This is a genomic window from Salimicrobium halophilum (genome assembly GCF_900100295.1).
Lineage (GTDB): Bacteria > Bacillota > Bacilli > Bacillales > Halobacillaceae > Salimicrobium > Salimicrobium halophilum.
Genome location: NZ_FNEV01000011.1, coordinates 1 through 24,847, shown reverse-complemented (window position 1 = coordinate 24,847; position 24,847 = coordinate 1). Strand labels below are relative to the sequence as shown.

Here is a 24,847-nt window from a genome sequence, read left to right as displayed (position 1 = left end):
AAATGGCGGGATGACTACCCCGTCTCTCAATCGCGAAGGGAGGTTTATCAATGGGCCGCAGTCTGAAAAAGGGACCTTTTGTAGATGACCATTTGATGAAAAAAGTCGAAAGCAACAATGAAGATAACAAGAAACATGTGATCAAAACGTGGTCACGCCGTTCAACTATCTTCCCGAACTTCGTCGGTCAGACAATTGCTGTATATGACGGACGCAAGCATGTGCCTGTATATGTTACAGAAGACATGGTAGGACACAAACTAGGTGAATTCGCACCGACCCGTACGTTCAAGGGACACTCCGGTGACGATAAAAAAACAAAACGCTAAGGTAGAGAGGAGGCACTTCCATGCAAGCTAAAGCAGTTGCTAAAACAGTCCGTATTGCTCCTCGTAAAGCGCGTTTAGTTATCGACTTGATTCGAGGAATGGACACAGGTGAAGCTGTTGCAACACTGCGTAACACAAATCGCAAAGCTTCTCCGATCATTGAGAAAGTACTAAACTCAGCTATCGCAAACGCTGAGCACAACTTCGAGCTAGACCCTGAAAACCTAGTCGTTTCTGAAGCATATGTAGACGAAGGCGTAACGCTTAAACGTTTCCGTCCACGTGCGATGGGACGCGCTAGTCAAATCAACAAACGGACAAGCCACATTACAGTGGTCGTATCAGAAAAGAAGGAGGGATAATCAGTGGGTCAAAAAATTAACCCGGTAGGTCTTCGTGTCGGTGTCATCCGTGACTGGGAGTCCAAATGGTACGCAGACAACGAATATGCAAACCTACTTCACGAAGATATTGAAATCCGTGAATATATCGAAAAACGTCTAAGCGAAGCTTCTGTATCTACGGTTGAAATCGAACGTGCAGCGAACCGTGTGAACGTAACGATCCATACCGCTAAACCAGGAATGGTTATCGGTAAAGGTGGTTCCGAAGTAGAAGCACTTCGTAAAGATTTGAATAATCGCACTGGTAAACGAGTTCACATCAACATCATTGAGGTGAAAAAGCCTGATCTTGATGCAGTACTTGTTGCGGACAGTATCGCGAACCAACTGGAAAACCGCGTATCTTTCCGTCGTGCACAAAAGCAGAGCATCCAACGTTCTATGCGTGCTGGCGCTAAGGGTATCCGTACTCAGGTTTCCGGTCGTCTAGGCGGAGCAGACATCGCTCGTGCTGAATATTACAGTGAAGGAACTGTACCACTACACACATTGCGTGCAGACATCGACTATGGTACTGCTGAAGCAGATACTACGTACGGTAAGCTAGGCGTCAAAGTGTGGATCTATCGTGGAGAGGTTCTTCCAACAAAAGAGAACTAATAAGGAAGGGGGAACAGCATTATGTTAATGCCAAAACGTGTTAAATATCGTCGTCAACATCGTCCAAGTTTGAAAGGCCGCGCGAAAGGCGGAACTTCTGTAGCGTTTGGTGAATACGGACTTCAGGCTGTAGATCCAGCATGGATCACGGCACGTCAAATCGAAGCTGCTCGTATCGCTATGACGCGTTACATGAAGCGTGGCGGTAAAGTATGGATCAAAATCTTCCCTGACAAGCCTTACACAGCGAAACCCCTCGAAGTACGTATGGGTTCCGGTAAAGGTGCCCCAGAAGGGTTCATCGCAGTAGTAAAACCAGGGAAAATCATGTTCGAGATCGCAGGTGTATCTGAGGAAGTCGCTCGCGAAGCATTGCGTCTTGCTTCTCACAAGCTGCCGATCCGTACGAAATTTGTAAAACGTGAAGAAATTGGTGGTGAAATCAATGAAGGCTAATGAAATCCGCGAATTAACCACTGCCGAAATTGAACAAAAAGTTAAATCTCTAAAAGAAGAACTTTTCAATCTACGTTTCCAACTGGCTACAGGTCAGCTAGAGAATACTGCCCGCATTCGCGAGGTTCGTAAATCTATCGCCCGTATGAAAACAGTTGTCCGTGAACGTGAACTAAGCACGAACAATTAATAATTGAGAGGAGGACACCCTCACATGGCTGAACGTAACAATCGTAAAGTATATACTGGTCGCGTAGTATCCGACAAAATGGACAAAACGATCACTGTACTTGTTGAAACGTATAAATTCCACAAGCTTTACGGCAAACGTGTTAAATATTCCAAGAAGTTCAAAACGCATGACGAAAACAACCAAGCGAAACAGGGAGATGTGGTCCGCATCATGGAAACTCGCCCTCAGTCCGCTACGAAGCGTTTCCGTCTGGTAGAAGTAATCGAAGAATCCGTAATTATCTAAATCAGACAACTCGGAAGTATTCCGAAGGGAGGTTACATGTATGATTCAACAGGAATCACGTCTAAAAGTTGCAGACAACTCTGGTGCTCGTGAAATTCAAACCATTAAAGTGTTGGGCGGTTCTGGTCGTAAGACTGCTAACATCGGTGACATCATCACTGCTACGGTGAAACAAGCAACACCAGGGGGCGTTGTTAAAAAAGGTGAAGTCGTAAAGGCGGTTATCGTACGCTCCAAGAGCGGCGCGCGTCGTAAAGACGGTTCTTACATCCGTTTCGATGAGAACGCAGCGGTTATCGTGCGCGAAGACAAAGGTCCACGCGGAACTCGTATTTTCGGACCAGTAGCCCGTGAACTTCGTGAGAACAAATTCATGAAGATCGTTTCACTAGCTCCGGAAGTTCTTTAAAACTATAAATGAAAAGCCGTGGTAAGGAGGTGCGCGAAGTATGCACGTAAAAAAAGGTGACAAAGTCATGGTTATCTCTGGTAAAGATAAAGGAAAGCAAGGTACGGTACTTGAAGCTTACCCTAAGAAGGAACGTGTCCTCGTTGAAGGCGTCAACGAAGTGAAGAAGCACGCTCAACCTTCTCAGGATAACCCTCAAGGCGGTATCCTTACTCAGGAAGCAGCTATCCATGTATCAAACGTTTTGCCGATCGATCCGAAATCCGGTGAACCGACACGCGTTGGTTTCAAGACAGAGGACGGCAAAAAAGTTCGTATCGCGAAAAAATCTGGTGAAGCATTAGATAAATAATCCATCTGGCGAAAGGAGGGCTTACCGATGAACGAACTTCAAACGAAATATCAAAATGAAATTCTTCCATCCCTAATGGAAAAGTTCAATTATGATTCCGTAATGGAAGCACCGAAAGTTGAAAAAATCGTTATTAACATGGGTGTAGGAGATGCTGTTCAGAACGCAAAAGCACTGGACAACGCTGTCGAGGAACTCGAACTTATCTCCGGTCAGAAACCGATGGTAACGAAAGCGAAGAAATCCATTGCAGGTTTCCGTCTTCGTGAAGGAATGCCGATCGGAGCAAAAGTTACCCTGCGCGGAGAGCGCATGTACGAATTCTTTCAGAAGTTGATCGCCGTGTCACTACCACGTGTGCGTGACTTCCGTGGTATCTCCAAGAAAGCATTCGACGGTCGCGGTAACTACACTCTCGGTGTGAAAGAACAATTGATTTTCCCGGAAATCGACTATGATAAAGTGAACAAGGTTCGTGGTATGGATATCGTTATCGTAACCACAGCCGATACAGACGAAGAGTCTCGCGAACTATTAACTCAGTTCGGAATGCCGTTTCAAAACTAAGAACGGACGATAAGGAGGGAAAATAGTGGCTAAAAAATCAATGGTTGCGAAACAGCAGCGCAAACAAAAATACCAAGTACGCGAATATACACGTTGCGAACGTTGTGGACGTCCACATTCCGTACTTCGTAAGTTCAAATTGTGCCGTATTTGTTTCCGTGAACTAGCATATAAAGGACAAATCCCTGGCGTCAAAAAAGCCAGCTGGTAGAACCCGAAGACAGGGAAGGAGGTAACAGTTATGACAATGACAGATCCAATTGCAGATATGCTGACTCGCATTCGTAATGCGAACATGGTACGTCACGAGAAATTAGAGCTCCCTGCTTCTAATTTGAAGAGAGAGATTGCTGATATCCTTAAGCGTGAAGGATTCATCCGTGACTACGAGCAGGTTGAAGATGGAAAACAAGGCGTACTTCGTCTATTCATGAAGTACGGTCAAAAAGACGAAAAAGTAATCTCAGGCATCAAAAAGATTTCTAAGCCGGGTCTTCGCGTTTACGCGCAGGCTGACGAGGTACCTAGAGTTCTTAACGGTCTTGGTATTGCAGTCGTTTCCACTTCTAAAGGTGTATTGACAGATAAAGAAGCACGTGAGCAGGCCATCGGCGGCGAAGTACTAGCTTACGTCTGGTAAGAAACAGAAACGAACAGGAGGTGTAAAGTATGTCACGTGTTGGTGTGTTACCAATTGAAATTCCTGAAGGTGTAGAAATCACTCAGGATAACAATCAAGTTACAGTAAAAGGACCTAAAGGGGAGCTGTCCCGCACAGTCTCCGGCGAGATGATCCTTAAGCAGGAAGAGAACGTTCTTAACGTAGAGCGCCCTTCTGACAGCAAAGATCACAAAGCGCTTCATGGTACAACACGCAGCCTGATCAACAGCATGGTTGAAGGAGTTTCGAAAGGATTCGAAAAAGCTCTTGAAATCCGTGGTGTCGGGTACCGTGCTCAAAAGCAGGGAGAGAAGGTCGTTGTGAACGCAGGTTACTCTCACCCAGTTGAAATCGAAAACCGCGAAGGTATCGATATCGAAGTTCCAACTAACACAAGAATCGTTATCAAGGGTATCGACAAAGAGCTCGTAGGAGCTGTTGCTGCGAATATCCGCGCGATTCGTCCTCCAGAGCCTTACAAAGGCAAAGGAATTCGTTACGAGAACGAAGCTGTCCGTACGAAGGAAGGTAAAACAGCTAAATAAGGTCCTAAGGTAAGAAAGGAGTGACTCAAATGATCTCGAAGGCCGATAAAAACACAATGCGTAAAAAGCGTCATGCCCGCGTCCGTAAGAACGTTACCGGAACAGCAGAACGCCCACGTTTGAACGTATACCGTTCCAACAAGCATATGTACGCACAATTGATCGACGATGTAAGCGAAACGACAGTAGCAAGCGCATCGACGATGGATAACGGATTTGACCTGGAGCAGACAGGCAACGTCGAAGCTGCTCAGCGCGTTGGTCAACTCGTTGCTGAACGTGCAAAAGAAAAAGGTTATGAAAGTGTCGTATTCGACCGCGGTGGTTATCTCTATCACGGACGTGTACAGGCGCTTGCGGATGCAGCTCGTGAAGCTGGACTACAATTTTAATCGTAAAAGGAGGGACATGCATGAGTGCAAATATTGACCCTAACAAACTAGACCTTGAAGAACGCGTTGTTACGATCAATCGCGTTGCGAAAGTAGTAAAAGGTGGACGTCGTTTCCGTTTTGCTGCCCTAGTAGTAGTGGGAGACAAAAACGGTCACGTAGGTTTCGGTACAGCGAAAGCACAGGAGGTACCGGACGCTATCAAGAAAGCTATTGAAGATGCGAAGAAGAACTTGGTCAATGTACCAATCAAAGATACAACGATTCCTCACGAGATTCACGGTCGATTCGGTGCCGGGAACATTCTATTGAAACCAGCTGCAGAAGGTACAGGTATCATCGCAGGTGGCCCTGTTCGTGCGGTACTTGAACTTGCAGGTGTTCAGGATATCCTATCGAAATCCCTTGGCTCCAACACACCAATCAACATGGTTCGTGCTACAATCACAGGCCTAAGTGAATTGAAGCGTGCTGAAGATGTAGCAAGGCTTCGTGGGAAATCCGTAGAAGAACTGTAGGATAGGAGGGAAATACAATGGCTCAAAAGTTAGAAATTACCCTCACGCGCAGTGTCATCGGTCGCCCGCAAGATCAACGCGACACGGTCAAAGCGCTAGGACTAAACAAAATTCGTCAAACAGTGGTCGTGGAAGATAACCCAGCTATGCGCGGCATGGCTAACAAAATTTCACACCTGGTTACTGTAAAAGAAGCATAATCAATTCTATTTAATAAGGAGGTGCTCGCATGAAACTTCATGAACTACATTCCAAAGTAGGTTCCCGTCAAAAACGTAACCGCGTAGGACGTGGGATGGCTTCCGGTAACGGTAAGACATCCGGTCGTGGACACAAAGGACAGGGTCAGCGCTCCGGTAGCAAAACCCGTCCAGGCTTCGAAGGTGGCCAAATGCCACTTTTCCAACGCCTTCCAAAGCGTGGTTTCACTAACATTCACCGTACAGAGTATACAGTTGTGAACTTAGAGACTTTAAACCGTTTCGAAGAAGGAACAGAAGTAACTCCGGAGCTTCTACTTGAGACTGGCGCGATCAGTAAAGTGAAAGCCGGCGTGAAAATCCTTGCAAAAGGCAACATCGAAAAGAAACTTACAGTAAAAGCTCACAAGTTCTCTGCTTCCGCAAAAGAAGCAATCGAAGCAGCGGGCGGTCAAACTGAGGTGATTTAATGTTCCGGACAATCTCCAATTTTATGCGCGTGGGTGATCTCCGGCGAAAAATCATTTTCACCTTGCTCATGCTCATTGTGTTTCGTGTCGGTGCGTTTATTCCCGTGCCGTTTACGAACAGTGAAGCGATCAACTTCATGGATGAACAGAATGCGTTCGGGTTTCTGAACACATTCGGAGGCGGGGCATTACAGAATTTCTCCATCTTCGCGATGGGGATCATGCCTTACATTACAGCCTCCATCATCATGCAGTTGTTGCAGATGGACGTAGTTCCTAAATTTGCAGAATGGAAAAAGCAAGGGGAAGTGGGGCGTCGGAAATTAGCTCAGTTTACCCGCTATGGAACGATTGTCCTTGCCTTTATTCAAGCCATTGGTATGTCCATTGGCTTTAACGCCATGGCAGGAGGTCAACTGATCTCCAATCCGGGTGTTGTTCAGTTTTTAGCAATCGCTATTGTACTGACAGGCGGGACGGCATTCCTGATGTGGCTCGGTGAGCAAATCACGTCCTATGGCGTAGGAAATGGGATCTCAATCTTGATTTTCGCAGGTATCGTCGCCGCAATCCCGAATGGTGTGAACCAGTTATATGATCAGTATATAACAGATGCTGGAGAACAGCTTTTCATCAACTTAGTCATCGTAGCTCTCATCGCTCTAGTGATTCTTGCAGTCATCGTAGGGGTTGTATTCATTCAACAGGCATTGCGTAAGATTCCGATCCAATACGCGAAACGCCTGGTAAACAGATCTCCTGTAGGTGGACATTCCACCCACTTGCCGATCAAAGTGAACGCGGCGGGAGTTATTCCTGTTATCTTTGCGATTTCATTCATTATCGCACCAAGAACGATAGCCGGATTCTTTGAAAATAGTGAGATCGCCTCTATGATCGAATATATTTTCAATTATGAAAACTGGCCGGGTATGATTATTTATGTAGCGCTCATTATCGCGTTTACGTACTTCTATACGTTTGTCCAGGTAAACCCTGAACAAATGGCCGAAAACCTGAAAAAGCAAGGTGGGTATATCCCTGGCATCCGTCCTGGTAAGAATACCGAGACGTATTTGACACGGGTCATGTACCGCTTAACTTTTGTAGGCTCACTCTTTTTAGCAGCTGTATCTGTATTGCCGATCATTCTTGGATCACTTGCGGGTCTTCCGCCAAGTATTCAAATCGGAGGTACCGGTCTCTTGATTGTCGTAGGTGTTGCACTGAATACAATGAAGCAGCTCGAAGGTCAGCTGGTGAAGCGTCACTACAAAGGCTTCATAAAATAAATTAGTGAAATGCTAAGATACGGGAGAGAGGGGAAGAAGTTGAATTTAATTTTGATGGGTCTCCCTGGTGCCGGCAAAGGTACTCAGGCTGAAAAGATAGTCGAAAAATATGACATTCCTCATATCTCTACGGGAGATATGTTCCGCTCAGCTATCAAAGAAGGAACAGAGCTAGGTAAAGAAGCAAAATCATATATGGATGAAGGTGCGCTGGTTCCGGATGAAGTCACAATCGGCATCGTCCGTGAACGGCTCAGCAAGCCGGACTGTGAAAAAGGATTTCTCCTTGATGGTTTCCCGCGCACGCTCGACCAGGCAGAGGCTCTCGAGAATCTGCTCGGGGACTTGGAGACGTCACTTGATCATGTTCTTCACATCAATGTTCCGCAGAGTAAGCTGGTGGAACGTCTGACGGGCCGTAGAGTCTGCCCGGAATGTGGAGCAACATATCATGAACAGTTCAATCCTCCACAAACACCAGGAAAATGCGACCATGATGGTGCTTCTCTTATTCAAAGAGAAGACGATCAGCCGGAAACCGTTAAAAACCGTCTGGAAGTGAATCTCGAGCAGGCGCAACCGCTTCTCGATTTTTACAAAGGAAAAGGGTATCTGGTGACAGTCGAGGGAGACAGAGACATCCATGACGTATTCACGGATATCGATCAATTGCTTCAACGCCTCTCCTAACGGTTAAGAAAGAACTGGCAGGGGAATAGTGTTACCATGAAAGGAACACTCCCCTTCGTACACTTGAAACTTTTCTCTTGAAAATGGAAGTGTTCCTTGTTATGTTCAAGGTTAGTGTCCGAAAATGGTAATGCGAAACGGCGGAAGCTTGTAATTCTTCTCCGACGCGATTGCCGTGTTTATTACTTTAAATGAAGGTGATCGTACTTTGAGTGAATCGGAATCGAGTCCGCGAATAGGTCAAGTTGTTCGTATTGAGCGTGGACGGGAAGCAGGTCAATATGCGGTTATCATCGATTTTGTCGATGATGGTTTCGTGTTACTTGCGGACGGAGAGAAGAGGAAATACGACAGGCCGAAGAAGAAGAATATACAGCATGTATCTTGTACCAGCTTCGTCTCTCCGGAAGTCCAACACAGCCTTCTGGAAACAGGTCGCGTCACAAATGGCAAGCTAAGGTTTGCTGTAGGTAAATATATCAGTGAACAGGTGACTGATTTAGAGAAGGGAGATCAACTCGATGGCGAAAGACGATGTAATTGAAATTGAAGGAACCGTAGTAGAGACATTGCCTAATGCCCAGTTCAAAGTAGAACTCGAGAATGGGCATACAGTACTTGCGCATGTCTCAGGGAAGATTCGCATGAACTTCATCCGGATCTTGCCTGGTGATAAAGTGACGGTAGAACTATCACCATACGATTTGACTAAAGGACGTATTACGTACCGTTATAAATAGAATAAGCTCCGATCTAAGAGGAGGTATGAATGATGAAGGTAAGGGCTTCTGTAAAGAAGATTTGTGAGAAATGCAAAGTTGTTCGCCGTAATGGTAAAGTAATGGTAATTTGTGATAATCCAAAACACAAACAGAAACAAGGTTAATAAAAAAGGAGGTGCACGTTCCCTATGGCACGTATAGCAGGTGTTGATATTCCTCGTGATAAACGAATTTCTATTTCATTGACGTATGTTTACGGAATCGGTAAATCTTTGGCGAGCCAAATCGTCCAGGATGCTGGCGTTTCCGAAACGACTCGCGTTCGTGATCTGACTGAAGACGAGCTTGCGAAAATCCGTACAGAAGTGAACAAATACAATGTTGAAGGTGACCTTCGTCGTGAGACATCCCTTAACATTAAGCGTCTGATCGAAATCGGATCCTACCGTGGTATCCGTCACCGTCGTGGTCTTCCGACTCGCGGTCAAAAGACGAAGAACAACTCCCGTACTCGTAAAGGTCCTCGTCGTACTGTAGCTAACAAACGTAAGTAATCACTGAATAAAGGAGGTATAGTTATGGCACGTAAAAATGTTCGTACTCGTAAAAAACGCGTGAAAAAGAATATAGAGACCGGTGTGGCACACATCCGCTCTACGTTCAACAACACGATCGTAACGATCACAGATGTACAAGGTAACGTAATCAGCTGGAGCTCTGCCGGAACCCTTGGTTTCAAAGGTTCCCGTAAATCCACACCGTTCGCTGCACAAATGGCTGCAGAAACTTCTGCGAAAGAAGCAATGGATAACGGTATGAAAGAGCTTGAAGTAACGGTCAAAGGCCCTGGCGCTGGTCGTGAAGCGGCTATCCGTTCCATTCAGGCTGCAGGTATCGAAATCACTGCGATCAGAGATGTGACTCCAGTTCCACACAATGGTTGCCGTCCACCGAAACGTCGTCGCGTGTAATTTTTTAGTCTGGGATTGTTTTGAACTCTCTCCGGAGGGTTATAATCACTAAGAACAGCCATCCACTAGACCGTAGAGATGCAGTTTACTGTTAGAGGGGCTGCCTGCCTGAGGAATTTCGGTTGGACATATGTCTGACCGGGGTTTCGACGTTTTGAAGGAGGTTTTTGTGTAAATGATCGAAATTGAGAAACCAAACATTGAAACGGTTGAGATCAGCGATGATTCTACATTTGGTAAATTCGTCGTCGAGCCGCTTGAGCGTGGGTATGGTACAACACTAGGGAACTCCTTGCGTCGTATCCTATTATCCTCACTTCCCGGCGCCGCTGTGACATCTGTTCAAATTGACGGTGTGCTTCATGAATTTTCCACGATCGAAGGCGTAATGGAAGATGTGACGACTGTCGTTTTGAATCTGAAGAAACTTGCTTTGAAGATTTATTCTGACGAAGAGAAGACTTTAGAAGTGGATGTCCAGGGAGAAGGGAAAGTCACCGCTGCTGATATTACTCATGACAGTGACGTCGAGGTTCTGAACCCGGACCTACACATTGCTACCCTTGATAGCAATACGACGCTTCGTATGCGTATTACGGCTGAAAGTGGTAGAGGATATCGCCCGGCTGAAGGCAACAATCACGAAGATCTGCCTATTGGAGTTATTCCGGTTGACTCAATCTTCACCCCTGTCTCTCGTGTCACATATCAAGTGGAAAATACCCGTGTCGGGCACATTTCAAACTTTGATAAGCTGACATTGGATGTTTGGACGGATGGAAGCATTCGTCCGGAGGAAGCGATCTCCTTAGGGGCAAAAGTATATATGGAGCATTTGAATATCTTTGTCGGTCTTACCGATGAAGCGAAGAATGCTGAAATCATGGTTGAAAAAGAAGAAGACCAGAAAGAGAAAGTCTTGGAAATGACTATCGAAGAACTGGATCTGTCTGTCCGTTCTTATAACTGCCTGAAGCGTGCCGGTATCAACACGGTGCAGGAACTGGCGAATAAGAGCGAAGATGATATGATGAAAGTTCGTAATCTAGGTCGTAAATCGTTAGAAGAAGTCAAGTACAAGCTCAACGAACTTGGCCTTGGCCTTCGTAAAGAAGACTAACGTTAAATAAGACACCATCGTAAAAGGGAGGGTTATCGATGAGAAAGCTAGGACGTAAAACAGATCACCGCGTGGCTATGATGCGCAACCTCGCAACAGATCTTATTGTTCATGAACGTTTGGAAACGACAGAAGCGAAAGCGAAAGAACTTCGTTCCGTCGTTGAAAAAATGATTACACTTGGAAAGCGTGGCGACTTGCACGCACGCCGCCAGGCAGAGTCGTTCCTTTACAAGCAGGATGCGGATGAAGAAGGAGCTGAGACTGCTCTTCAGAAGCTGTTCTCTGATATCGGTCCACGTTATGCAGACCGTCAGGGTGGTTACACTCGTGTATTGAAACTCGATGCGCGTAAAGGTGACGGTGCAAAAATGGCGATTATCGAACTTGTATAAGTCTGATAATACCGAAAGGGCAGGACGGAATCTCATTCGTGAGATTGACTCCAGCCCTTTTTTTGTGACATCAGAACAAGGAAGACCTGTATTTTCCCGGATGGATGAGGAGGCGAGTCGGAGTGAGCGAACAGGTAGAGTTTCGTAATGTGAGTTTTCGATACCAGGAGGACGCTCCCCGTGTATTGAAAGATGTGGACTTTTCTATAGATCGTGGCGAATGGGTAGCGATCATCGGTCATAATGGTTCCGGTAAGTCGACCATTGCTAAGCTGATGAATGGTCTTCTTTTCGCTGAATCTGGAGAGGTAAGAGTGAGTGGAGAAGTGATTGGAGAAGAGAACGTCTGGGATGTCAGGAAACAGGTAGGCATGGTCTTCCAAAATCCTGACAATCAGTTCGTAGGAACGACTGTAAGGGATGATGTGGCTTTCGGTATGGAGAATAGGGGTATTCCCCGGGAAGATATGCTGCGGAAGGTCCCTGAAAGCCTGAAAGCTGTTCAGATGGAAGCGTATGAAGAGCATGAACCCCATAGGCTCTCCGGAGGGCAGAAGCAGCGTGTAGCTATCGCTGGCGTACTTGCCGTGGCACCTGATTATATGATCCTCGATGAAGCGACGGCGATGCTCGATCCGAAAGGCCGTCAGGAAATATTGGAGACGGTGCGTAATGTCCAGCAGGAATCCGACCTTACGTTGATTACGATCACGCATGATCTGAACGAGATTGTAGCGGCGGATCGTGTCATCGTGATGAATGAAGGAGAAGTGTGGTTCGAAGGAACGCCGAGAGAAGTGTTTTCCCATAAAGAAGCCCTTTCCCGTATTGGGCTGGATGTTCCTTTCGTTGCGAAACTGACGGAGGAACTGAGGAGCCAGGGGGTTCATGTGAAGGAAGAACCGTTAAATCATGAGGAGATGGTGGAGGAGCTATGGAACTTACGTTCAAAGATGTGAATTATATATATAGTCCGGGGACACCGTTCGAGTATAGAGCCCTTGAGAATTTTTCCATGCATGTTCCGTCCGGCTCCTTTGCAGCTGTCATCGGCCATACCGGTTCCGGTAAGTCGACATTGATCCAGCACATCAACGGACTTCTTCAGCCGACAGAGGGAACGGTACAAGTCGGCGGTTTCGTCATCGAAGCCGGCAAGAAGAACAAGCACCTTCGGGATCTACGGGAAAAGACGGGAATCGTTTTCCAATACCCGGAGCATCAGCTCTTTGAGGAAACGGTGGAGAAAGATATCGCCTTCGGTCCGAAGAACTTCGGCGTAGAAGAGGCGGAAATCGAGCAGAGAGTCGCTGATGCCCTTGAGGCGGTTCAATTGTCAGAAGAAATGAAAGACAAGTCCCCTTTCGATCTGAGTGGAGGGCAGATGCGAAGGGTCGCTATCGCAGGAGTGCTTGCGATGAAGCCTGAGGTACTCGTTCTCGATGAACCCACCGCGGGTCTTGACCCGAGAGGCCAGAAGGAAATGATGGAGATGTTCTACCGTCTGCATGAACAGGAAGGACTTACAACGGTTCTCGTCACCCACAGTATGGAAGACGCTCTGACGTATGCGGACAGCGTCGTCATCATGAACGAAGGGAAGAAGTTCATGGAAGGGGAACCTCTCGAAGTGTTCAAGCAAAAAGAACAATTACGTGATGTACAACTCGATGTGCCGGAAGTGCTTGCCTTCCTGGAAAAAGTGGAGAATCGTCTCGGTGTAGCCATCGATTACAGAAAGCAGTCCCTCGCTGAATTAGCAAAGGATTTGACGTCAGAACTCGGAAGGGGAGATGGGCATGAATAACTCGATGATCATCGGCCAGTACGTGCCGGGTCACTCCCTGATTCACCGATTGGATCCAAGGACGAAGATTCTGATCATCTTCTTTTTCGTCATCACCGTATTCTTTGCTAATTCTGTGTGGAGCTACGCGATTCTTACTGCGTTCGCCATAGGAACCGCTCTGGCTACGAGAGTACCCCTCTCATTCGTCGCTAAGGGGTTGAAGCCTGTGTGGTTTCTGATCATTTTCACGTTTCTTCTTCATCTGTTCGTCTCAAGGCAAGGGGACATCCTTTTCACCGTTCTGGGCTTCCCATTTTATGAAGAATCTCTCATTCAGGGAGCGACTCTATCCCTTCGTTTCTTCCTGCTGATCCTGTTCACGTCGTTGCTGACGTTGACGACGTCACCGATCGAGATTACGGATGCGATCGAATCTCTTTTGCATCCCCTGAAAAGAATAAAATTCCCTGTCCATGAACTCGCGCTTATGATGTCGATTTCCCTTCGCTTCATACCGACGTTGATGCAGGAAGCGGAGAAAATATCGAAAGCCCAGGCCTCCCGCGGCGTCGATTTCCGTACAGGCTCTATAAAGGACCGTATGAGTGCGATCATTCCTTTGCTCATCCCTCTGTTCGTCAGTGCGTTCAAACGCGCGGAGGAACTGGCGATGGCGATGGAAGCGAGAGGATACCAGGGAGGAGAGGGGAGAACGAAAATTCGGGAGCTGGTCTTTTACAAGAAGGATTACTCCGCGTTTCTATTCTTCCTTCTGGTTATAGCAGCTACGATAGGAACAAGGATGTGACAAGTGATGGCACGAGTGAAATGCGTTGTAGAATACGATGGAACCGGGTATTCCGGGTATCAGATCCAGCCGAATGGCAAGACTGTTCAGGAAGAGATCGAGAAAGCTTTGACGACCATGCATAAAGGGGAACATATCCGTATCATCTCTTCAGGTCGGACGGATGCCGGGGTGCATGCCAAAGGGCAGGTCTTCCACTTCGACACCCATCTCTCTGTCCCGGAGAATCGCTGGGTCCGGGCACTGGAAACACTGATGCCTGCGGATATTTATGTAAAAAGCGCAAAGTATGTACCGGAAGATTTCCATGCCCAGTTCGATGTGAAAGCGAAGGAGTACCGGTATTACGTGAGGGCGTCCAAGTCGAGGGATGTCTTCCGGAGAAGAACGGTGTTCCACTTCCCCCGTAACCTGGACATCGAAAAAATGGAGAAAGCGGTAAAGTATTTTGAAGGGACCCATGACTTCACGGCTTTCTGCTCAGCGAAAACTACGCTGAAAGGGAATAAGATCCGCACGATTTCCCGGGCGGAACTGCACCGTAACGGGGAAGAACTGGAATTTATCGTCCAGGGAGACGGATTTCTATATAATATGGTTCGTATCATGATGGGGACGCTTCTCGAAATCGGGGAAGGGAAGAAAGAGATCGATACGATCCCCCGCGCCCTCGATGAGCACAACCGTCGTCTTGCCGGTTTTACGACTCCGGGACACGGGTTGTTCTTATGGGAAGTAAACTACTGAAGAAAAAAGCAACGAATCCTGGTGTTCCTATTGACATTTGGTGTAGAATTGTTATATTATATCTTGTGGCATTTTATTTCTGTACCACGATTAGCCCCGGAAACTAATCGTATTGAAATATAAATCGAATCAGACTTAAAGAACTCAACGAAAAACAGGAGGGAAACCGACATGCGTACAACATTCATGGCTAATGAAGCAAACGTGGAACGCAAATGGTATGTTGTGGATGCAGCAGGACAGACACTTGGTCGTCTATCCACTGAAGTTGCTTCAATCCTTCGCGGAAAGCACAAAGCGACATACACTCCACACGTCGACACTGGTGATAACGTAATCATTATCAACGCTGAAAAAATCGAACTTACAGGAAACAAGTGGCAGGATAAGAAATATTATCGTCACTCCAACCACCCAGGTGGACTGAAAGTTCGCTCCGCTAACGAAATGCGCGAGAAATTCCCGGAGCGTATGCTTGAGAAATCAATCAAAGGCATGCTGCCAAAAGGAAGCCTAGGACGTAAAATGGGCAAAAAACTTCATGTCTATGCTGGAGCAGAGCATAAGCACGAAGCACAACAACCAGAAGTTTACGAACTTCGCGGCTAATAATAAAGGAGGTAATCAAGAGTGGCACAAGTACAATACTCCGGTACAGGACGTCGTAAGAAGTCTACGGCTCGCGTACGTCTCGTCCCAGGAACCGGCAAAGTAATCGTAAATAAAACCGATGCACAAGAATATTTCCCACTGGAAACTCTTCGCGTTATTCTGAAGCAGCCTCTAGCTGTAACAGAAACTGAAGGTAACTACGACGTTTACGCAAACGTTGATGGTGGTGGATTCACAGGTCAGGCAGGCGCGATCCGTCACGGTGTCGCACGTGCGCTTCTAGAAGCGGACCCTGAATACCGCACACCACTTAAGCGCGCTGGTCTCTTGACTCGTGACGCACGTATGAAAGAGCGTAAGAAATACGGTCTTAAGAAAGCACGTCGTGCACCACAGTTCTCGAAGCGTTAAGAATCATTACGAAAACCCTTTTCCCCTCACCGGGAAGAGGGTTTTTTTGTATATGAAGCAATGAATGATACAATATTCATAAGTAGCACATATAAACGGAGGAATGAAATTTTCCGCAACAAGATCGATGATACATAGAATGGGAGGGATACGTAATGTGGCTCGATTCCGGATACGGGTTCCGCTGGGATTATCCCACATATCCATCCAAAATCGCTTTCACCCTCATCGATTACCAGGGAACACGACATATACACTTGCAGTACAAGGAAAATGGTCATAAGACCTATCGTGTTGTTCGGCAGAAAGATATTGTTCGTCTTGAAGATTCGGCAAGGTCGTTTCTGATGAGCCTGATCGTGATGATCGACGAGGGAATGTTCGATTTATCGGAGGATATGCGGGATGCCTGTTATCTGAAAAAACGTCTGGCTATTTCCAGGTGATAAAAGCACACCACACCTCGTGAGTGTGCTTCCTCTTTCCTAAGCATGGAAAGAGTTTTTTTATGGCAAAACCGCGGAGTGATTAGATCCGGGTGCGCTTAGAGCTCAGCCGAATAGGGTATGATACGAAAGGGAAAGAATGGTTATTGTTATAGAGGAGGCAGGAATATGAAAATTGTAACGTTTCAAAAAGAAGAAAAATTGGCCCCTGGGGTTCTTACAGATCAGGGAGTTCTCGATGTATCGGCAAAAGTGAAAACGGTTCCGGAATTCCTGGAGTGGTATGGAAAGAAAAAATCAGAAGTGGAGGAATTCCTCACAGAGGCTCCGCTTGTTCAGGATGCTGCATTAGGGCCGTGTGTGGATCGTCCGGAAAAAATCATCTGCAGCGGCTTGAATTATCAGAAACACGCAGACCGCTCAGGGATGGATGCTCCGGACTTTCCGTTATTGTTCAATAAATTCGGCAATGCTCTTACCGGACCGGATACTTCCGTCACTATTCCGGCAGATGCGAAGGAAATGGATTACGAAGCGGAACTTGCGATCGTTATCGGGAAAGAAGCGAAGCACGTGAAGAAAGAAGATGCCCTGAAATACGTAGCGGGCTTCAGTCCTGCCAATGATTTGACGGCGAGAGATCTGCAGTTCCGGACGAAGCAGTGGCTTCTCGGGAAGTCACCGGATGGTTTCTTACCGCTCGGTCCCTATGTGACGACTGCCGATGAAGCGGGGGACCCTGATTCCTTACATATTCAGCTGAAACTGAACGGCGAATTGCGTCAGGATTCGAACACGTCGGATCTTATTTTTGACTGTGCGACGCTGATCAGCTATATTTCTGATTATATGACATTGAAGCCGGGAGACGTCATTTTGACCGGTACGCCTGAAGGAGTCATCATGGAACTCGATGACAAAGAGTGGCTGAAAGATGGAGATGAAGTGGAAGTGTCCATTGAAGGTCTCGGTACGATCAAGAATACGATGAGAAGACTCTAAAGGCGATGAATCCAAGGACAGCAGAGGCGCGGGAGGTATAAGTATGGCATGGGGGTTACGCATTACAGTCGTAGTATATGCACTATTACATTTCTATACGTATTTCTTCCCGCACCCTTTTCTGCTGAACCTATTAGCAGTGACAGGTGGCGGGCTTTTGGTTTCGGCGCTGGTCCGAAGTGGCATACGAACCTTTAAGCTTCCTATCTTATTGTTTGCGGCGGCTATGGGGATTACACTCTTTTTTGGAAACCCGGTGGCAGAAGGGATGCAGAGCGGGTTTCTGCTGATGCGTGATATCATCGGGTTGTTGATCATCATTCCTTTCATCAGCATCGTGCTGAGGGAAGATGATTATCTGTCCGCAATCCTGAGAGCGGTTCCGAGACTGCTCGATTCCAGTCGTAAACTTTACACAGGAATGGTTCTGTTCACCCAGGTGATTTCCCATTTCCTTTTGTTCGGCGTGATCCCTATGCTTTATGAATTCGTAAATGACTTTTTGAAAAACGAACAGGGAGAGGCGTGGGAACGATTCAAGGGCACAGCGCTTCTGCGGGGGTTCGGTTTGTCCACGATGTGGGTCATCAGTATTCCGAGTTTCATATTCGCCGTGGAAACAATGGGGGCATCGCTCTGGCTTGCGATGCTTCAGGGGTTCTTTCTTGCGATGGTGGGGACCGTGATTTCTGTTTTATTCGCTAAGCGCGAGGAGAAGAAATACGGGGTGTCTCTGAATGACGGAGTGAGAGAAGAGCTTTCGAGCATACTGCGCCAGCAGGAAGAAGGAGACAGGAAGAAAGCTGTAGAGTTCGTTGTGCTTTTTGTAACGCTGTTCGGTCCTATCTTTCTTTTGCATGCTTTGTTCCATGCCGAGCTGATGATCACCATTCCCCTTGTGATCATTGTTTGGAGTATTGCTTATTACGCGGTGAAGAAGAAGGGGAAGAAGCTTCTTCAGGAAAGCGGGCGGTATGTGATGAACGACACGCTCGGCAAAGGGTATCAGCTTAGTGTCATGTTAAGCGTAGGGACACTTATTTATGCTTTGAACCAAACGGATTTTGCTGAGAATGCCGTCGTTCTTCTCGAGGTGATCGAAACCCAGGTGCCGGTAGTGAACTTCCTGGGGCTTCTGCCGTTCATTGTAATTTTCCTCGGATTCACCGGTCTCGGCCCATTGACGGTGATGGTACTCGTAGCAGGAATTCTTACGAGTATCGATTTGCCGTACCCACCCGAGCTCATCGTCCTGGCCGTCACGTCGGGGAGTGTCATTTCCATTGTCCTGTCTCCGCTCATCATGCCGACGATTGTGCTGAGCGGTGTCAATGGCATCAATTCATTCAAGAACGGGATTGTATTCAACTGGAAGTTCTCGCTTGCCTTTTACGTGGCGGTCCAGGTATATGTGCAGGGCGTCCGCTTCCTTGTAACGTAGTTTTGGAGGATACATCATGACTAAGATTCTATACTTCATCATCATTGTGACATTCATGGATACGTTCGTGCAGCTGCCGATCATTTCTCCGTTTGCGATAGACCTTGGTGCAAGTGAGGTCATGGCGGGAGTGATCGTTGGGATCTATTCGTTTTCGAATATGTTCGGCAATATCATCGGAGGAATCGGAGTGGACCGCCTTGGGAGAAAAAGGGTTCTTCTGTTTGCGATGGCGGCTGTATTTCTGCTGCTTCTTTGTTATCCGTTAGTGGAAACGGATCTGCAGCTCCTCCTGCTCCGATTTGTGCACGGAGTCTTCGGCGGCATCCTGATTCCGGCTTCTTTTGCGATTGTCGGTGATCTGTCGCGCAGAAAGAATGGCCAGGCTTCTATGGCATACACAGGAGCGGCTATCGGAATTGCTGCGATTGCAGGACCGGCGATTGGAGGGATCATGGCTGCCCGTTCCGAGATTTCTTACGTGTTTCTTTTTGTGGCGGGATTGTTTCTTCTGTCATTCTTCCTTGGATGGAAGTTCGTCCCTCGGACCCTTCCGGAAGAGAAAAGACAGAAGGTGGCACTCAGCGGGTTTCTTCCTATCTTGAAAAACAGACAGGTGTGGCAAGCATCCGTAGCCGCATTTGCACTTATGGTAAGCAACGGTACACTCGCTTTCGCTCTGCCTCTTCAAGTGGAAAGTTTCGGCCTTTCCGCCTCTCTCGCAGGAGCGTTCCTGAGTATATTCGGTATTACGGCATTGATTATTTTCATTACTCCTTTGAACAAGGTGTATCGGAAATATTCTTCGTTGCTGCTTGTCCTTGCTGGACTTCTACTGATCGGGCTTTCTCTGTTGCTGCTTCCGTTCATCGGTGGAGGGACAGGAACAGGAGTGCTGATGGTCGTCTATGGTATAGGGTTCGCTCTTATTTTTCCTTCCATGAATGAAATGGTCGCTCATTCCTCGAAAGAAACGGACCGGGGGAAGGCCTACGGGGTGTTTTATGCCTTCTTCTCCCTCGGTGTCGTCGCAGGTTCATCAGGAGCGGGCGCCATGGAGCAGTGGATGAGTTCACCGTTTCTTGGAAGCGGGGGCTTTATGCTGCTTATCGCTATGGTTCTGTGGAGGAGTGGACATGTTTCGGGCGCGCTTTTCATACGATAAGTAAAGAAAGGCGGCGATCGAAATGAATAAACGGACATATACCGGTTTGGCTATCCTTGTTGCACTTCTGGCGGCATGCCTGATCGAACCTATATTTGCAGCGCAGGAAACCTTTTCTTCTCCTTCCCTTTCAGGTGTCACGATCGTTCTTGATCCTGGTCATGGCGGTCCTGACGGAGGTGCAGTCGGGGAAGGGGTGGAAGAGAAAGAAGTTTCCCTGAAGTTAGCTGAGCATGTCAGAGAATACCTCGAAGGGGCAGGAGCGTCAGTGTGGCTGACGCGGGAATCGGATAAAGATCTCGCCTCCCCGGAAGAGAAGATGTTATCGAGAAGGAAAACGGAAGATATCAAGAATCGAGTCCGGTTCATTGAGGATAAACAGGCGGATTTGTTCATCAGTATTCATATGAACGCCATAGGTTCTTCGCGCTGGCGCGGGGCCCAGGTGTTTTTCAATCCGAAAGATGAGAGAAGTGAAAAGATGGCTGTTGCAGTCCAGAGCGAATTGAGAGAACAGCTTGGTAACACAAACAGAGAGGCTCTCGGACTTCCGCATGTCTATTTGCTGAATCGCCCGAAGGCTCCGGGTATTCTCGTCGAAGCCGGTTTTCTTTCGAATGACGAGGAACGGAAACTTCTGACCCAGAATGTCTATCAGAAGCGGATGGCTGCTGCAATTTATGTAGGGGTGCTCCGCTATCTGGAAGAAAATGAAGAAGAGATATAAGCAAATCACTTAGAAAGCGTTTCACATATGTTATACTACGACTAGGATATTGAAAGGTTGGTGAAAGCGTTGGTAACAAAAGAAAGAATTCAGGAAATCCTTGAGTCCATCGAGGACCCGTTTTTACATAAAACGTTCAAAGAAACAGAAGGAATAGAAGAAATCAAGGTGAAAGAAGAGAAAGAGCACGTCAGTGTCAAACTTCTCATCGGAAAGACGAATACTGCGGAACAGATGGAGCTTCAACAGCACATCGTGAACACGCTGAAAAGTGAAGGAGCGGCTACGGTAGGCCTTCGCTTCGATCAGCTTCCGGAAGAAACACTTGCGAAATTCCAGCCGGAAGCGGAGCAGGAACAGGAAGCGAACCTTCTCGGACAGACAGGAACGAAATTCCTCACCATCGCCAGCGGTAAAGGGGGCGTGGGTAAATCCACCGTCACGGTGAACCTTGCCATCGCTCTCGCCCGCCTCGGCAAAAAAGTGGGAATCATCGACGCCGATATCTATGGTTTCAGCGTCCCTGACATGATGGGTGTAGAAAAACGTCCGGTCGTTCGCGGAGAGAAGATCATTCCGGTAGAACGATTCGACGTGAAGCTCATCTCTATGGGCTTCTTCGTAGAGGATAACTCTCCGATCATTTGGCGCGGGCCGATGCTCGGAAAAATGCTGACGAGCTTTTTCAAAGAAGTGGAGTGGGGCGACCTCGATTACCTGCTTCTTGACTTACCACCGGGAACGGGGGACGTAGCTCTCGACGTACATTCGATGCTGCCGTCTTCGAAAGAGATCATTGTGACTACGCCTCACCCGACAGCTGCATTCGTCGCAGCACGTGCCGGGCAGATGGCGCTTCAGACGGAACATGAAATTCTCGGTATCATCGAGAACATGGCTTACTTCGAAAGCAAGGAAACAGGAAACAAAGAGTTCGTATTCGGCCGTGGCGGCGGTTCGAAGCTTGCTGAGCAGTTGCAAACAGAAGTGCTCGGGCACATTCCGCTTCAGCAGCCTTATGAGGAAGAAGACATTTTCGCTCCTTCTGTCTACCAGGAGGATCATCCGACAGGTGTCATCTACCGGAATATCGCAGCCAAAGTCATCGATCGTTACGAAGACTGAAAATAAAACGCATGCCGGCAGAAGAAAATCTCTGCCGGCATGCGTTTTTTGATGTGGTCGTGGCTCTTTTGCGACGGTTTGTGCCGATGATAGAAGAGAAACGCCGCATAACTTTTTTATGCGACGAATTGTCTTCTTTTTATCGTATAAATCAATGATAACAGCAGTTATAAGTCATTTTTGTGTTCAACTTCCTTGAACTTATCTCATAACCGTATCCAGCTGTATCAACCGGAAACTTCTGTTTATGCGAACCTTTAAACGGGATCGTTAAGCTTTTCTACTGTGCGGACTGGCTATCCTGGTTCTGGTTCTGTTGTTGTTCTCCGTCCCCGCCGCTATCACCGCCACCGTTTTCCTGTTGCTGCATCTCATCTGCCGCTTTTAACAGCTCTTCTGTCATGTCAGCTTTGAACGACGGATTGTTAAGTGTTTCTTTGATAGTGGTTTCCAAGTGCTCCCTGAATTTTTGCCCTTTGAGCACGGTAACGAATTGTTCCGTCATTTCGGGGTTTTTATATAAATCGATCATCATTTTCTGGTACTCCGCGTCTTTCATCAATCCTTTCAGTAATTTTGTCTGCTCCTCTTTGAGTACAGGGGTGAATTCCTGGATGAACGAAGAATCCGTGAATAACTTCGTCCAGAACTCCTTCCCTTTTTCCGAAAACAGGGATTCCTGGACGGCACTTGATACGGTAGGGGCATCAAGCGTCATCATTTGTTGCATCGAAGGGTCCTGCATCACTTCACGGATCGCTGTTTTTCCATCATCTGTCTTTAATATATCAACAAGCATCTTTTTAGTTTCTTCGTAATCGGCCTGTTCTGCTTCAGGGCTGTTGACTGTACAACCGGCCAACAGAAAGAACAGCAAGAGGAGGCAAAGCACATACCAACCTTTAATCATTAATAAAACACCTTCCTCCACACTCTTTTTAAATATTTTGTGCCAACGACCAAAAATCATGCACTTCATGATAAAATACGTGGAGGTGAGGAACATATAGTTAGGGAGGAACAGATGTGAATACTCGTAAATGGGTACGGATGTTTATGACTACGCTGGTACTGGGCGGTTTGGTCGTGCTTTTTGCCAGCTTTTTCTTTCGACCTGATGCCTATAAAGAAGCGATGGACCCTTTCAGGCTCGGAGAGTTTTTCGGGGTGCTGCTCTTTTTCCTCGGGTACGGATTGATATTCAGTGTAATCAGCCAAATGGGTTTTTTCGCTTATTTGATGATCAATCAGTTTGCGCTTGGAATGTTTCGTGGATTTTGGCGTCCTTTGCAGGCGTTTTTGATAGTGTTTACATTATTCGACCTCGTATACTTTCGATATCTGGCGGACAATGATGGAAGTATCCTGGGGTATCTTGCAGTGGCTGTAGGGTTGTTTCTGCTTTCCTATGTAGTGGCGAAACGGAAGGCTTATGAAACGAACGATTATGCGTTTTTACCGGCACTTTTTTTCATGGTAGTGATCACTACGGTAGAATGGCTGCCCGGACTTTATCTCGATGACAGTGCTTATACGTGGCTGATGATCATCGGGCTATTCGTATGTAATGCTTATCAATTATTGTTGCTCCATCGACTGACAGGAACCGTAAGAGAAGCTTGAATTTCTCTTACGGTTTTTTGATTTCTATGTCCATCCCGGAAGCCAGGGAGGAGATGGTGTGGAATTCATACCCCTGTTCCTTTAGTACGGGCACAGCGATATTCAAAGCTTTCGGAAGGCCTTTGGATTCATCGGTGGCATTCAAATGTATAATATCTCCATTATCAGCGTGGAAGAGAATATGTTCGGCCATCGCAGATCCAGTTCCGAGCGGAGGATGAATGCTTCCATAGACTGTATTCAAATTCTCGCCGTCGGCAATTTTCAGCACTTCCGCATTGAAAGCTCCCTTTGGCGGGTAAAGGTAAGCCGGAGCGGCGAAGTCCAGTTTCTCAAAGACCTTTATGGTATTCTTTAAACTTTCCTGGATTTCGTAATTTTCCATGGAAGAGAAACGGTGTCCCTTGTAACCAAGGATGCCGAGCTCATGATTTTTTTCATGAATGGCTTCCAATAGGTTGGGGTGACGCTCTGCCCACTCTCCACTTACGAAAAAAGTAGCGCTGATTTCATAATCATCAAGAGTTTCGAGGGTCTCCGTAATGATATCCTCCCCCCATTCCACATTAAAAGTCAGCGCCAGGTGGGGTTCTTGTGTATTCACCCTGAGAAGGGCTCGTGGCTCATCCTCTTCATTGGCGAAGGCGGGCACAGAAGGGGGACGGGACCAGTAAAGGAGGGGGAAGGTCAATAAAACCAGAAAGGTAAGGATTATATATACTTTCCATTTGCGCCAAGTTATTGTCATCAATGCTTGTATCACTCCTTTGTAAGAAGTTATTCAATGAAAAGCGGGGGTAGACGAAAAAACTTTAAAAAATATATAAAAAAGTATTGCATTATAAAATAAAACCGTGCTATATTATTAATCGTTGTCGGGAAAGACATCGACAGCAACAAACAAAAACGCTGACAAAATTAAAAAAAGTGTTGACGGGAAAACGGCAGCATGATATATTAATTCTTGTCGCGAAAAAAGACATCATTGATCTTTGAAAACTGAACAATGTTTTATGCCATGCGTCAATTTTTTAAAATTATTATTGAGCTAATCAATACTCTTATGGAGAGTTTGATCCTGGCTCAGGACGAACGCTGGCGGCGTGCCTAATACATGCAAGTCGAGCGCGGGAAGCGAGCTGAAGCCCTTCGGGGCGGACGCTCGTGGAACGAGCGGCGGACGGGTGAGTAACACGTGGGCAACCTACCTGTAAGACCGGAATAACCCCGGGAAACCGGGGCTAATGCCGGGTAACCGTTCGGTTCTCCTGAACCGAACGTAAAAGGATGGCTTCTTGCTATCGCTTACAGATGGGCCCGCGGCGCATTAGCTAGTTGGTAAGGTAACGGCTTACCAAGGCGACGATGCGTAGCCGACCT

Annotated in this window: 39 protein-coding genes, 1 rRNA gene and 1 pseudogene; 39 read left to right on the top strand and 2 right to left on the bottom strand. The window is 47.0% G+C overall.

Annotated elements, in window-relative coordinates; all coding sequences use genetic code 11:
* Positions 1–50: 50 nt before the first annotated feature.
* The 37 genes and pseudogenes from rpsS (at position 51) to BLQ44_RS14225 (ending at position 21,844) form a co-directional block, all read left to right on the top strand.
* Positions 51–329, top strand: coding sequence for a 30S ribosomal protein S19 (gene rpsS, locus BLQ44_RS14405; RefSeq protein ID WP_093194598.1), 279 nt, complete (start codon positions 51–53; stop codon positions 327–329).
* A 20-nt stretch (positions 330–349) separates the two neighbouring features.
* A complete protein-coding gene (gene rplV, locus BLQ44_RS14400) occupies positions 350–691 on the top strand; it encodes a 50S ribosomal protein L22 (RefSeq protein WP_093194597.1) in 342 nt (113 codons plus the stop codon).
* Positions 692–694: 3 nt separating this feature from the next.
* A pseudogene (gene rpsC / locus BLQ44_RS14395) lies at positions 695–1,361 on the top strand (30S ribosomal protein S3).
* Positions 1,355–1,789: a 50S ribosomal protein L16 gene (gene rplP / locus BLQ44_RS14390; protein ID WP_093194595.1), complete on the top strand. Its 435-nt coding sequence runs from the start codon at positions 1,355–1,357 to the stop codon at positions 1,787–1,789. The pseudogene rpsC and the gene rplP overlap by 7 nt, the downstream one beginning before the upstream one ends.
* Positions 1,779–1,979 carry a 50S ribosomal protein L29 gene (gene rpmC, locus BLQ44_RS14385; RefSeq protein ID WP_076560416.1) on the top strand — a complete coding sequence of 67 codons (201 nt, stop codon included), beginning with the start codon at positions 1,779–1,781 and terminating at the stop codon, positions 1,977–1,979. The genes rplP and rpmC overlap by 11 nt, the downstream gene beginning before the upstream one ends.
* 24 nt (positions 1,980–2,003) lie before the next feature.
* The gene (gene rpsQ, locus BLQ44_RS14380) at positions 2,004–2,267 is read left to right on the top strand and encodes a 30S ribosomal protein S17 (protein ID WP_093194594.1); all 264 of its coding nucleotides are present in this window, start codon (positions 2,004–2,006) and stop codon (positions 2,265–2,267) included.
* Between the two features lie 40 nt (positions 2,268–2,307).
* A complete protein-coding gene (rplN, locus tag BLQ44_RS14375) occupies positions 2,308–2,676 on the top strand; it encodes a 50S ribosomal protein L14 (RefSeq protein ID WP_093194593.1) in 369 nt (122 codons plus the stop codon).
* A gap of 40 nt (positions 2,677–2,716) precedes the next feature.
* Positions 2,717–3,028, top strand: a complete 312-nt coding sequence (gene rplX / locus BLQ44_RS14370) for a 50S ribosomal protein L24 (RefSeq protein WP_093194592.1) — start codon at positions 2,717–2,719, stop codon at positions 3,026–3,028.
* Positions 3,029–3,055: 27 nt separating this feature from the next.
* Positions 3,056–3,595, top strand: coding sequence for a 50S ribosomal protein L5 (rplE, locus tag BLQ44_RS14365; protein WP_093194591.1), 540 nt, complete (start codon positions 3,056–3,058; stop codon positions 3,593–3,595).
* 25 nt (positions 3,596–3,620) lie between these two features.
* The gene (locus tag BLQ44_RS14360; RefSeq protein WP_035511674.1) at positions 3,621–3,806 is read left to right on the top strand and encodes a type Z 30S ribosomal protein S14; all 186 of its coding nucleotides are present in this window, start codon (positions 3,621–3,623) and stop codon (positions 3,804–3,806) included.
* 30 nt (positions 3,807–3,836) lie between these two features.
* Positions 3,837–4,235 carry a 30S ribosomal protein S8 gene (gene rpsH, locus BLQ44_RS14355; RefSeq protein ID WP_093194590.1) on the top strand — a complete coding sequence of 133 codons (399 nt, stop codon included), beginning with the start codon at positions 3,837–3,839 and terminating at the stop codon, positions 4,233–4,235.
* A gap of 29 nt (positions 4,236–4,264) precedes the next feature.
* Positions 4,265–4,801, top strand: coding sequence for a 50S ribosomal protein L6 (rplF, locus tag BLQ44_RS14350; RefSeq protein WP_093194589.1), 537 nt, complete (start codon positions 4,265–4,267; stop codon positions 4,799–4,801).
* A 29-nt stretch (positions 4,802–4,830) separates the two neighbouring features.
* On the top strand, positions 4,831–5,193 hold the full coding sequence (gene rplR / locus BLQ44_RS14345; RefSeq protein WP_093194588.1) for a 50S ribosomal protein L18: 363 nt from the start codon (positions 4,831–4,833) through the stop codon (positions 5,191–5,193).
* A gap of 20 nt (positions 5,194–5,213) precedes the next feature.
* The gene (gene rpsE / locus BLQ44_RS14340; RefSeq protein WP_093194587.1) at positions 5,214–5,711 is read left to right on the top strand and encodes a 30S ribosomal protein S5; all 498 of its coding nucleotides are present in this window, start codon (positions 5,214–5,216) and stop codon (positions 5,709–5,711) included.
* Positions 5,712–5,728: 17 nt separating this feature from the next.
* On the top strand, positions 5,729–5,911 hold the full coding sequence (gene rpmD / locus BLQ44_RS14335; protein WP_093194586.1) for a 50S ribosomal protein L30: 183 nt from the start codon (positions 5,729–5,731) through the stop codon (positions 5,909–5,911).
* 29 nt (positions 5,912–5,940) lie between these two features.
* The gene (gene rplO / locus BLQ44_RS14330; protein ID WP_093194585.1) at positions 5,941–6,381 is read left to right on the top strand and encodes a 50S ribosomal protein L15; all 441 of its coding nucleotides are present in this window, start codon (positions 5,941–5,943) and stop codon (positions 6,379–6,381) included.
* On the top strand, positions 6,381–7,673 hold the full coding sequence (secY, locus tag BLQ44_RS14325) for a preprotein translocase subunit SecY (RefSeq protein ID WP_093194584.1): 1,293 nt from the start codon (positions 6,381–6,383) through the stop codon (positions 7,671–7,673). Before rplO ends, secY begins: the two co-directional genes overlap by 1 nt.
* Positions 7,674–7,712: 39 nt before the next feature.
* On the top strand, positions 7,713–8,363 hold the full coding sequence (locus BLQ44_RS14320) for an adenylate kinase (RefSeq protein WP_093194583.1): 651 nt from the start codon (positions 7,713–7,715) through the stop codon (positions 8,361–8,363).
* Between the two features lie 208 nt (positions 8,364–8,571).
* Positions 8,572–8,907, top strand: coding sequence for a KOW domain-containing RNA-binding protein (locus BLQ44_RS14315; protein ID WP_093194582.1), 336 nt, complete (start codon positions 8,572–8,574; stop codon positions 8,905–8,907).
* Entirely contained in the window at positions 8,885–9,103 is a 219-nt protein-coding gene (infA, locus tag BLQ44_RS14310) for a translation initiation factor IF-1 (protein WP_093194581.1), read from the top strand. Before BLQ44_RS14315 ends, infA begins: the two co-directional genes overlap by 23 nt.
* Before the next feature lie 32 nt (positions 9,104–9,135).
* On the top strand, positions 9,136–9,249 hold the full coding sequence (gene rpmJ, locus BLQ44_RS14305; protein ID WP_093194580.1) for a 50S ribosomal protein L36: 114 nt from the start codon (positions 9,136–9,138) through the stop codon (positions 9,247–9,249).
* Positions 9,250–9,273: 24 nt separating this feature from the next.
* Positions 9,274–9,639, top strand: a complete 366-nt coding sequence (gene rpsM, locus BLQ44_RS14300) for a 30S ribosomal protein S13 (protein WP_093194579.1) — start codon at positions 9,274–9,276, stop codon at positions 9,637–9,639.
* 24 nt (positions 9,640–9,663) lie between these two features.
* Positions 9,664–10,056, top strand: coding sequence for a 30S ribosomal protein S11 (gene rpsK / locus BLQ44_RS14295; protein ID WP_093194578.1), 393 nt, complete (start codon positions 9,664–9,666; stop codon positions 10,054–10,056).
* A gap of 175 nt (positions 10,057–10,231) precedes the next feature.
* Complete coding sequence (locus BLQ44_RS14290; protein ID WP_093194577.1) at positions 10,232–11,176, top strand: DNA-directed RNA polymerase subunit alpha; 945 nt, start codon at positions 10,232–10,234, stop codon at positions 11,174–11,176.
* Positions 11,177–11,214: 38 nt separating this feature from the next.
* Positions 11,215–11,571 (top strand): 50S ribosomal protein L17, encoded by a 357-nt coding sequence (rplQ, locus tag BLQ44_RS14285; protein ID WP_076560377.1) that lies wholly within the window; start codon positions 11,215–11,217, stop codon positions 11,569–11,571.
* A gap of 104 nt (positions 11,572–11,675) precedes the next feature.
* Complete coding sequence (locus tag BLQ44_RS14280) at positions 11,676–12,530, top strand: energy-coupling factor ABC transporter ATP-binding protein (RefSeq protein ID WP_093194576.1); 855 nt, start codon at positions 11,676–11,678, stop codon at positions 12,528–12,530.
* A complete protein-coding gene (locus tag BLQ44_RS14275; RefSeq protein WP_093194575.1) occupies positions 12,506–13,378 on the top strand; it encodes an energy-coupling factor ABC transporter ATP-binding protein in 873 nt (290 codons plus the stop codon). Before BLQ44_RS14280 ends, BLQ44_RS14275 begins: the two co-directional genes overlap by 25 nt.
* On the top strand, positions 13,371–14,168 hold the full coding sequence (locus BLQ44_RS14270; RefSeq protein ID WP_093194574.1) for an energy-coupling factor transporter transmembrane component T family protein: 798 nt from the start codon (positions 13,371–13,373) through the stop codon (positions 14,166–14,168). Before BLQ44_RS14275 ends, BLQ44_RS14270 begins: the two co-directional genes overlap by 8 nt.
* A 6-nt stretch (positions 14,169–14,174) precedes the next feature.
* Complete coding sequence (gene truA, locus BLQ44_RS14265) at positions 14,175–14,915, top strand: tRNA pseudouridine(38-40) synthase TruA (RefSeq protein ID WP_093194573.1); 741 nt, start codon at positions 14,175–14,177, stop codon at positions 14,913–14,915.
* A gap of 171 nt (positions 14,916–15,086) precedes the next feature.
* Complete coding sequence (gene rplM, locus BLQ44_RS14260; protein ID WP_093194572.1) at positions 15,087–15,524, top strand: 50S ribosomal protein L13; 438 nt, start codon at positions 15,087–15,089, stop codon at positions 15,522–15,524.
* A 21-nt stretch (positions 15,525–15,545) separates the two neighbouring features.
* Complete coding sequence (rpsI, locus tag BLQ44_RS14255; RefSeq protein WP_093194571.1) at positions 15,546–15,938, top strand: 30S ribosomal protein S9; 393 nt, start codon at positions 15,546–15,548, stop codon at positions 15,936–15,938.
* A 155-nt stretch (positions 15,939–16,093) separates the two neighbouring features.
* A complete protein-coding gene (locus tag BLQ44_RS14250) occupies positions 16,094–16,384 on the top strand; it encodes a hypothetical protein (protein ID WP_093194570.1) in 291 nt (96 codons plus the stop codon).
* A gap of 168 nt (positions 16,385–16,552) precedes the next feature.
* Positions 16,553–17,386, top strand: a complete 834-nt coding sequence (locus BLQ44_RS14245; RefSeq protein ID WP_093194569.1) for a fumarylacetoacetate hydrolase family protein — start codon at positions 16,553–16,555, stop codon at positions 17,384–17,386.
* Positions 17,387–17,429: 43 nt separating this feature from the next.
* Positions 17,430–18,827 carry a hypothetical protein gene (locus BLQ44_RS14240; RefSeq protein WP_093194568.1) on the top strand — a complete coding sequence of 466 codons (1,398 nt, stop codon included), beginning with the start codon at positions 17,430–17,432 and terminating at the stop codon, positions 18,825–18,827.
* Between the two features lie 16 nt (positions 18,828–18,843).
* Positions 18,844–19,992 carry an MFS transporter gene (locus BLQ44_RS14235; protein WP_093194567.1) on the top strand — a complete coding sequence of 383 codons (1,149 nt, stop codon included), beginning with the start codon at positions 18,844–18,846 and terminating at the stop codon, positions 19,990–19,992.
* A 22-nt stretch (positions 19,993–20,014) separates the two neighbouring features.
* Positions 20,015–20,719 (top strand): N-acetylmuramoyl-L-alanine amidase CwlD, encoded by a 705-nt coding sequence (gene cwlD, locus BLQ44_RS14230; RefSeq protein WP_093194566.1) that lies wholly within the window; start codon positions 20,015–20,017, stop codon positions 20,717–20,719.
* 69 nt (positions 20,720–20,788) lie between these two features.
* The gene (locus tag BLQ44_RS14225) at positions 20,789–21,844 is read left to right on the top strand and encodes an Mrp/NBP35 family ATP-binding protein (protein ID WP_093194635.1); all 1,056 of its coding nucleotides are present in this window, start codon (positions 20,789–20,791) and stop codon (positions 21,842–21,844) included.
* 280 nt (positions 21,845–22,124) lie between these two features.
* Here BLQ44_RS14225 and gerD read toward each other — a convergent pair whose 3' ends face one another.
* Entirely contained in the window at positions 22,125–22,754 is a 630-nt protein-coding gene (gene gerD / locus BLQ44_RS14220; RefSeq protein ID WP_093194565.1) for a spore germination lipoprotein GerD, read from the bottom strand.
* A gap of 116 nt (positions 22,755–22,870) precedes the next feature.
* Here gerD and BLQ44_RS14215 point away from each other — a divergent pair, with 116 nt between their 5' ends.
* On the top strand, positions 22,871–23,467 hold the full coding sequence (locus BLQ44_RS14215; protein ID WP_093194564.1) for a KinB-signaling pathway activation protein: 597 nt from the start codon (positions 22,871–22,873) through the stop codon (positions 23,465–23,467).
* Positions 23,468–23,474: 7 nt separating this feature from the next.
* Here the strand turns inward: BLQ44_RS14215 and BLQ44_RS14210 are convergent, their stop codons facing one another.
* A complete protein-coding gene (locus BLQ44_RS14210) occupies positions 23,475–24,215 on the bottom strand; it encodes a polysaccharide deacetylase family protein (protein ID WP_093194563.1) in 741 nt (246 codons plus the stop codon).
* Between the two features lie 312 nt (positions 24,216–24,527).
* On the opposite strand from BLQ44_RS14210, the gene BLQ44_RS14205 reads away from it, so the two are divergent.
* Positions 24,528–24,847 (top strand): 16S ribosomal RNA (locus BLQ44_RS14205); the annotation flags it as partial.

Bases quoted from the DNA above. Each gene is read 5' to 3' on its own strand.
- rpsS (WP_093194598.1), top strand. From the start codon at position 51: ATGGGCCGCAGTCTGAAAAAGGGACCTTTTGTAGATGACCATTTGATG.
- rplV (WP_093194597.1), top strand. From the start codon at position 350: ATGCAAGCTAAAGCAGTTGCTAAAACAGTCCGTATTGCTCCTCGTAAA.
- rplP (WP_093194595.1), top strand. From the start codon at position 1,355: ATGTTAATGCCAAAACGTGTTAAATATCGTCGTCAACATCGTCCAAGT.
- rpmC (WP_076560416.1), top strand. From the start codon at position 1,779: ATGAAGGCTAATGAAATCCGCGAATTAACCACTGCCGAAATTGAACAA.
- rpsQ (WP_093194594.1), top strand. From the start codon at position 2,004: ATGGCTGAACGTAACAATCGTAAAGTATATACTGGTCGCGTAGTATCC.
- rplN (WP_093194593.1), top strand. From the start codon at position 2,308: ATGATTCAACAGGAATCACGTCTAAAAGTTGCAGACAACTCTGGTGCT.
- rplX (WP_093194592.1), top strand. From the start codon at position 2,717: ATGCACGTAAAAAAAGGTGACAAAGTCATGGTTATCTCTGGTAAAGAT.
- rplE (WP_093194591.1), top strand. From the start codon at position 3,056: ATGAACGAACTTCAAACGAAATATCAAAATGAAATTCTTCCATCCCTA.
- rpsH (WP_093194590.1), top strand. From the start codon at position 3,837: ATGACAATGACAGATCCAATTGCAGATATGCTGACTCGCATTCGTAAT.
- rplF (WP_093194589.1), top strand. From the start codon at position 4,265: ATGTCACGTGTTGGTGTGTTACCAATTGAAATTCCTGAAGGTGTAGAA.
- rplR (WP_093194588.1), top strand. From the start codon at position 4,831: ATGATCTCGAAGGCCGATAAAAACACAATGCGTAAAAAGCGTCATGCC.
- rpsE (WP_093194587.1), top strand. From the start codon at position 5,214: ATGAGTGCAAATATTGACCCTAACAAACTAGACCTTGAAGAACGCGTT.
- rpmD (WP_093194586.1), top strand. From the start codon at position 5,729: ATGGCTCAAAAGTTAGAAATTACCCTCACGCGCAGTGTCATCGGTCGC.
- rplO (WP_093194585.1), top strand. From the start codon at position 5,941: ATGAAACTTCATGAACTACATTCCAAAGTAGGTTCCCGTCAAAAACGT.
- secY (WP_093194584.1), top strand. From the start codon at position 6,381: ATGTTCCGGACAATCTCCAATTTTATGCGCGTGGGTGATCTCCGGCGA.
- infA (WP_093194581.1), top strand. From the start codon at position 8,885: ATGGCGAAAGACGATGTAATTGAAATTGAAGGAACCGTAGTAGAGACA.
- rpmJ (WP_093194580.1), top strand. From the start codon at position 9,136: ATGAAGGTAAGGGCTTCTGTAAAGAAGATTTGTGAGAAATGCAAAGTT.
- rpsM (WP_093194579.1), top strand. From the start codon at position 9,274: ATGGCACGTATAGCAGGTGTTGATATTCCTCGTGATAAACGAATTTCT.
- rpsK (WP_093194578.1), top strand. From the start codon at position 9,664: ATGGCACGTAAAAATGTTCGTACTCGTAAAAAACGCGTGAAAAAGAAT.
- BLQ44_RS14290 (WP_093194577.1), top strand. From the start codon at position 10,232: ATGATCGAAATTGAGAAACCAAACATTGAAACGGTTGAGATCAGCGAT.
- rplQ (WP_076560377.1), top strand. From the start codon at position 11,215: ATGAGAAAGCTAGGACGTAAAACAGATCACCGCGTGGCTATGATGCGC.
- BLQ44_RS14280 (WP_093194576.1), top strand. From the start codon at position 11,676: ATGAGGAGGCGAGTCGGAGTGAGCGAACAGGTAGAGTTTCGTAATGTG.
- BLQ44_RS14275 (WP_093194575.1), top strand. From the start codon at position 12,506: ATGGAACTTACGTTCAAAGATGTGAATTATATATATAGTCCGGGGACA.
- BLQ44_RS14270 (WP_093194574.1), top strand. From the start codon at position 13,371: ATGAATAACTCGATGATCATCGGCCAGTACGTGCCGGGTCACTCCCTG.
- truA (WP_093194573.1), top strand. From the start codon at position 14,175: ATGGCACGAGTGAAATGCGTTGTAGAATACGATGGAACCGGGTATTCC.
- rplM (WP_093194572.1), top strand. From the start codon at position 15,087: ATGCGTACAACATTCATGGCTAATGAAGCAAACGTGGAACGCAAATGG.
- BLQ44_RS14250 (WP_093194570.1), top strand. From the start codon at position 16,094: ATGTGGCTCGATTCCGGATACGGGTTCCGCTGGGATTATCCCACATAT.
- BLQ44_RS14245 (WP_093194569.1), top strand. From the start codon at position 16,553: ATGAAAATTGTAACGTTTCAAAAAGAAGAAAAATTGGCCCCTGGGGTT.
- BLQ44_RS14240 (WP_093194568.1), top strand. From the start codon at position 17,430: ATGGCATGGGGGTTACGCATTACAGTCGTAGTATATGCACTATTACAT.
- BLQ44_RS14235 (WP_093194567.1), top strand. From the start codon at position 18,844: ATGACTAAGATTCTATACTTCATCATCATTGTGACATTCATGGATACG.
- cwlD (WP_093194566.1), top strand. From the start codon at position 20,015: ATGAATAAACGGACATATACCGGTTTGGCTATCCTTGTTGCACTTCTG.
- gerD (WP_093194565.1), bottom strand. From the start codon at position 22,754: ATGATTAAAGGTTGGTATGTGCTTTGCCTCCTCTTGCTGTTCTTTCTG.
- BLQ44_RS14210 (WP_093194563.1), bottom strand. From the start codon at position 24,215: ATGACAATAACTTGGCGCAAATGGAAAGTATATATAATCCTTACCTTT.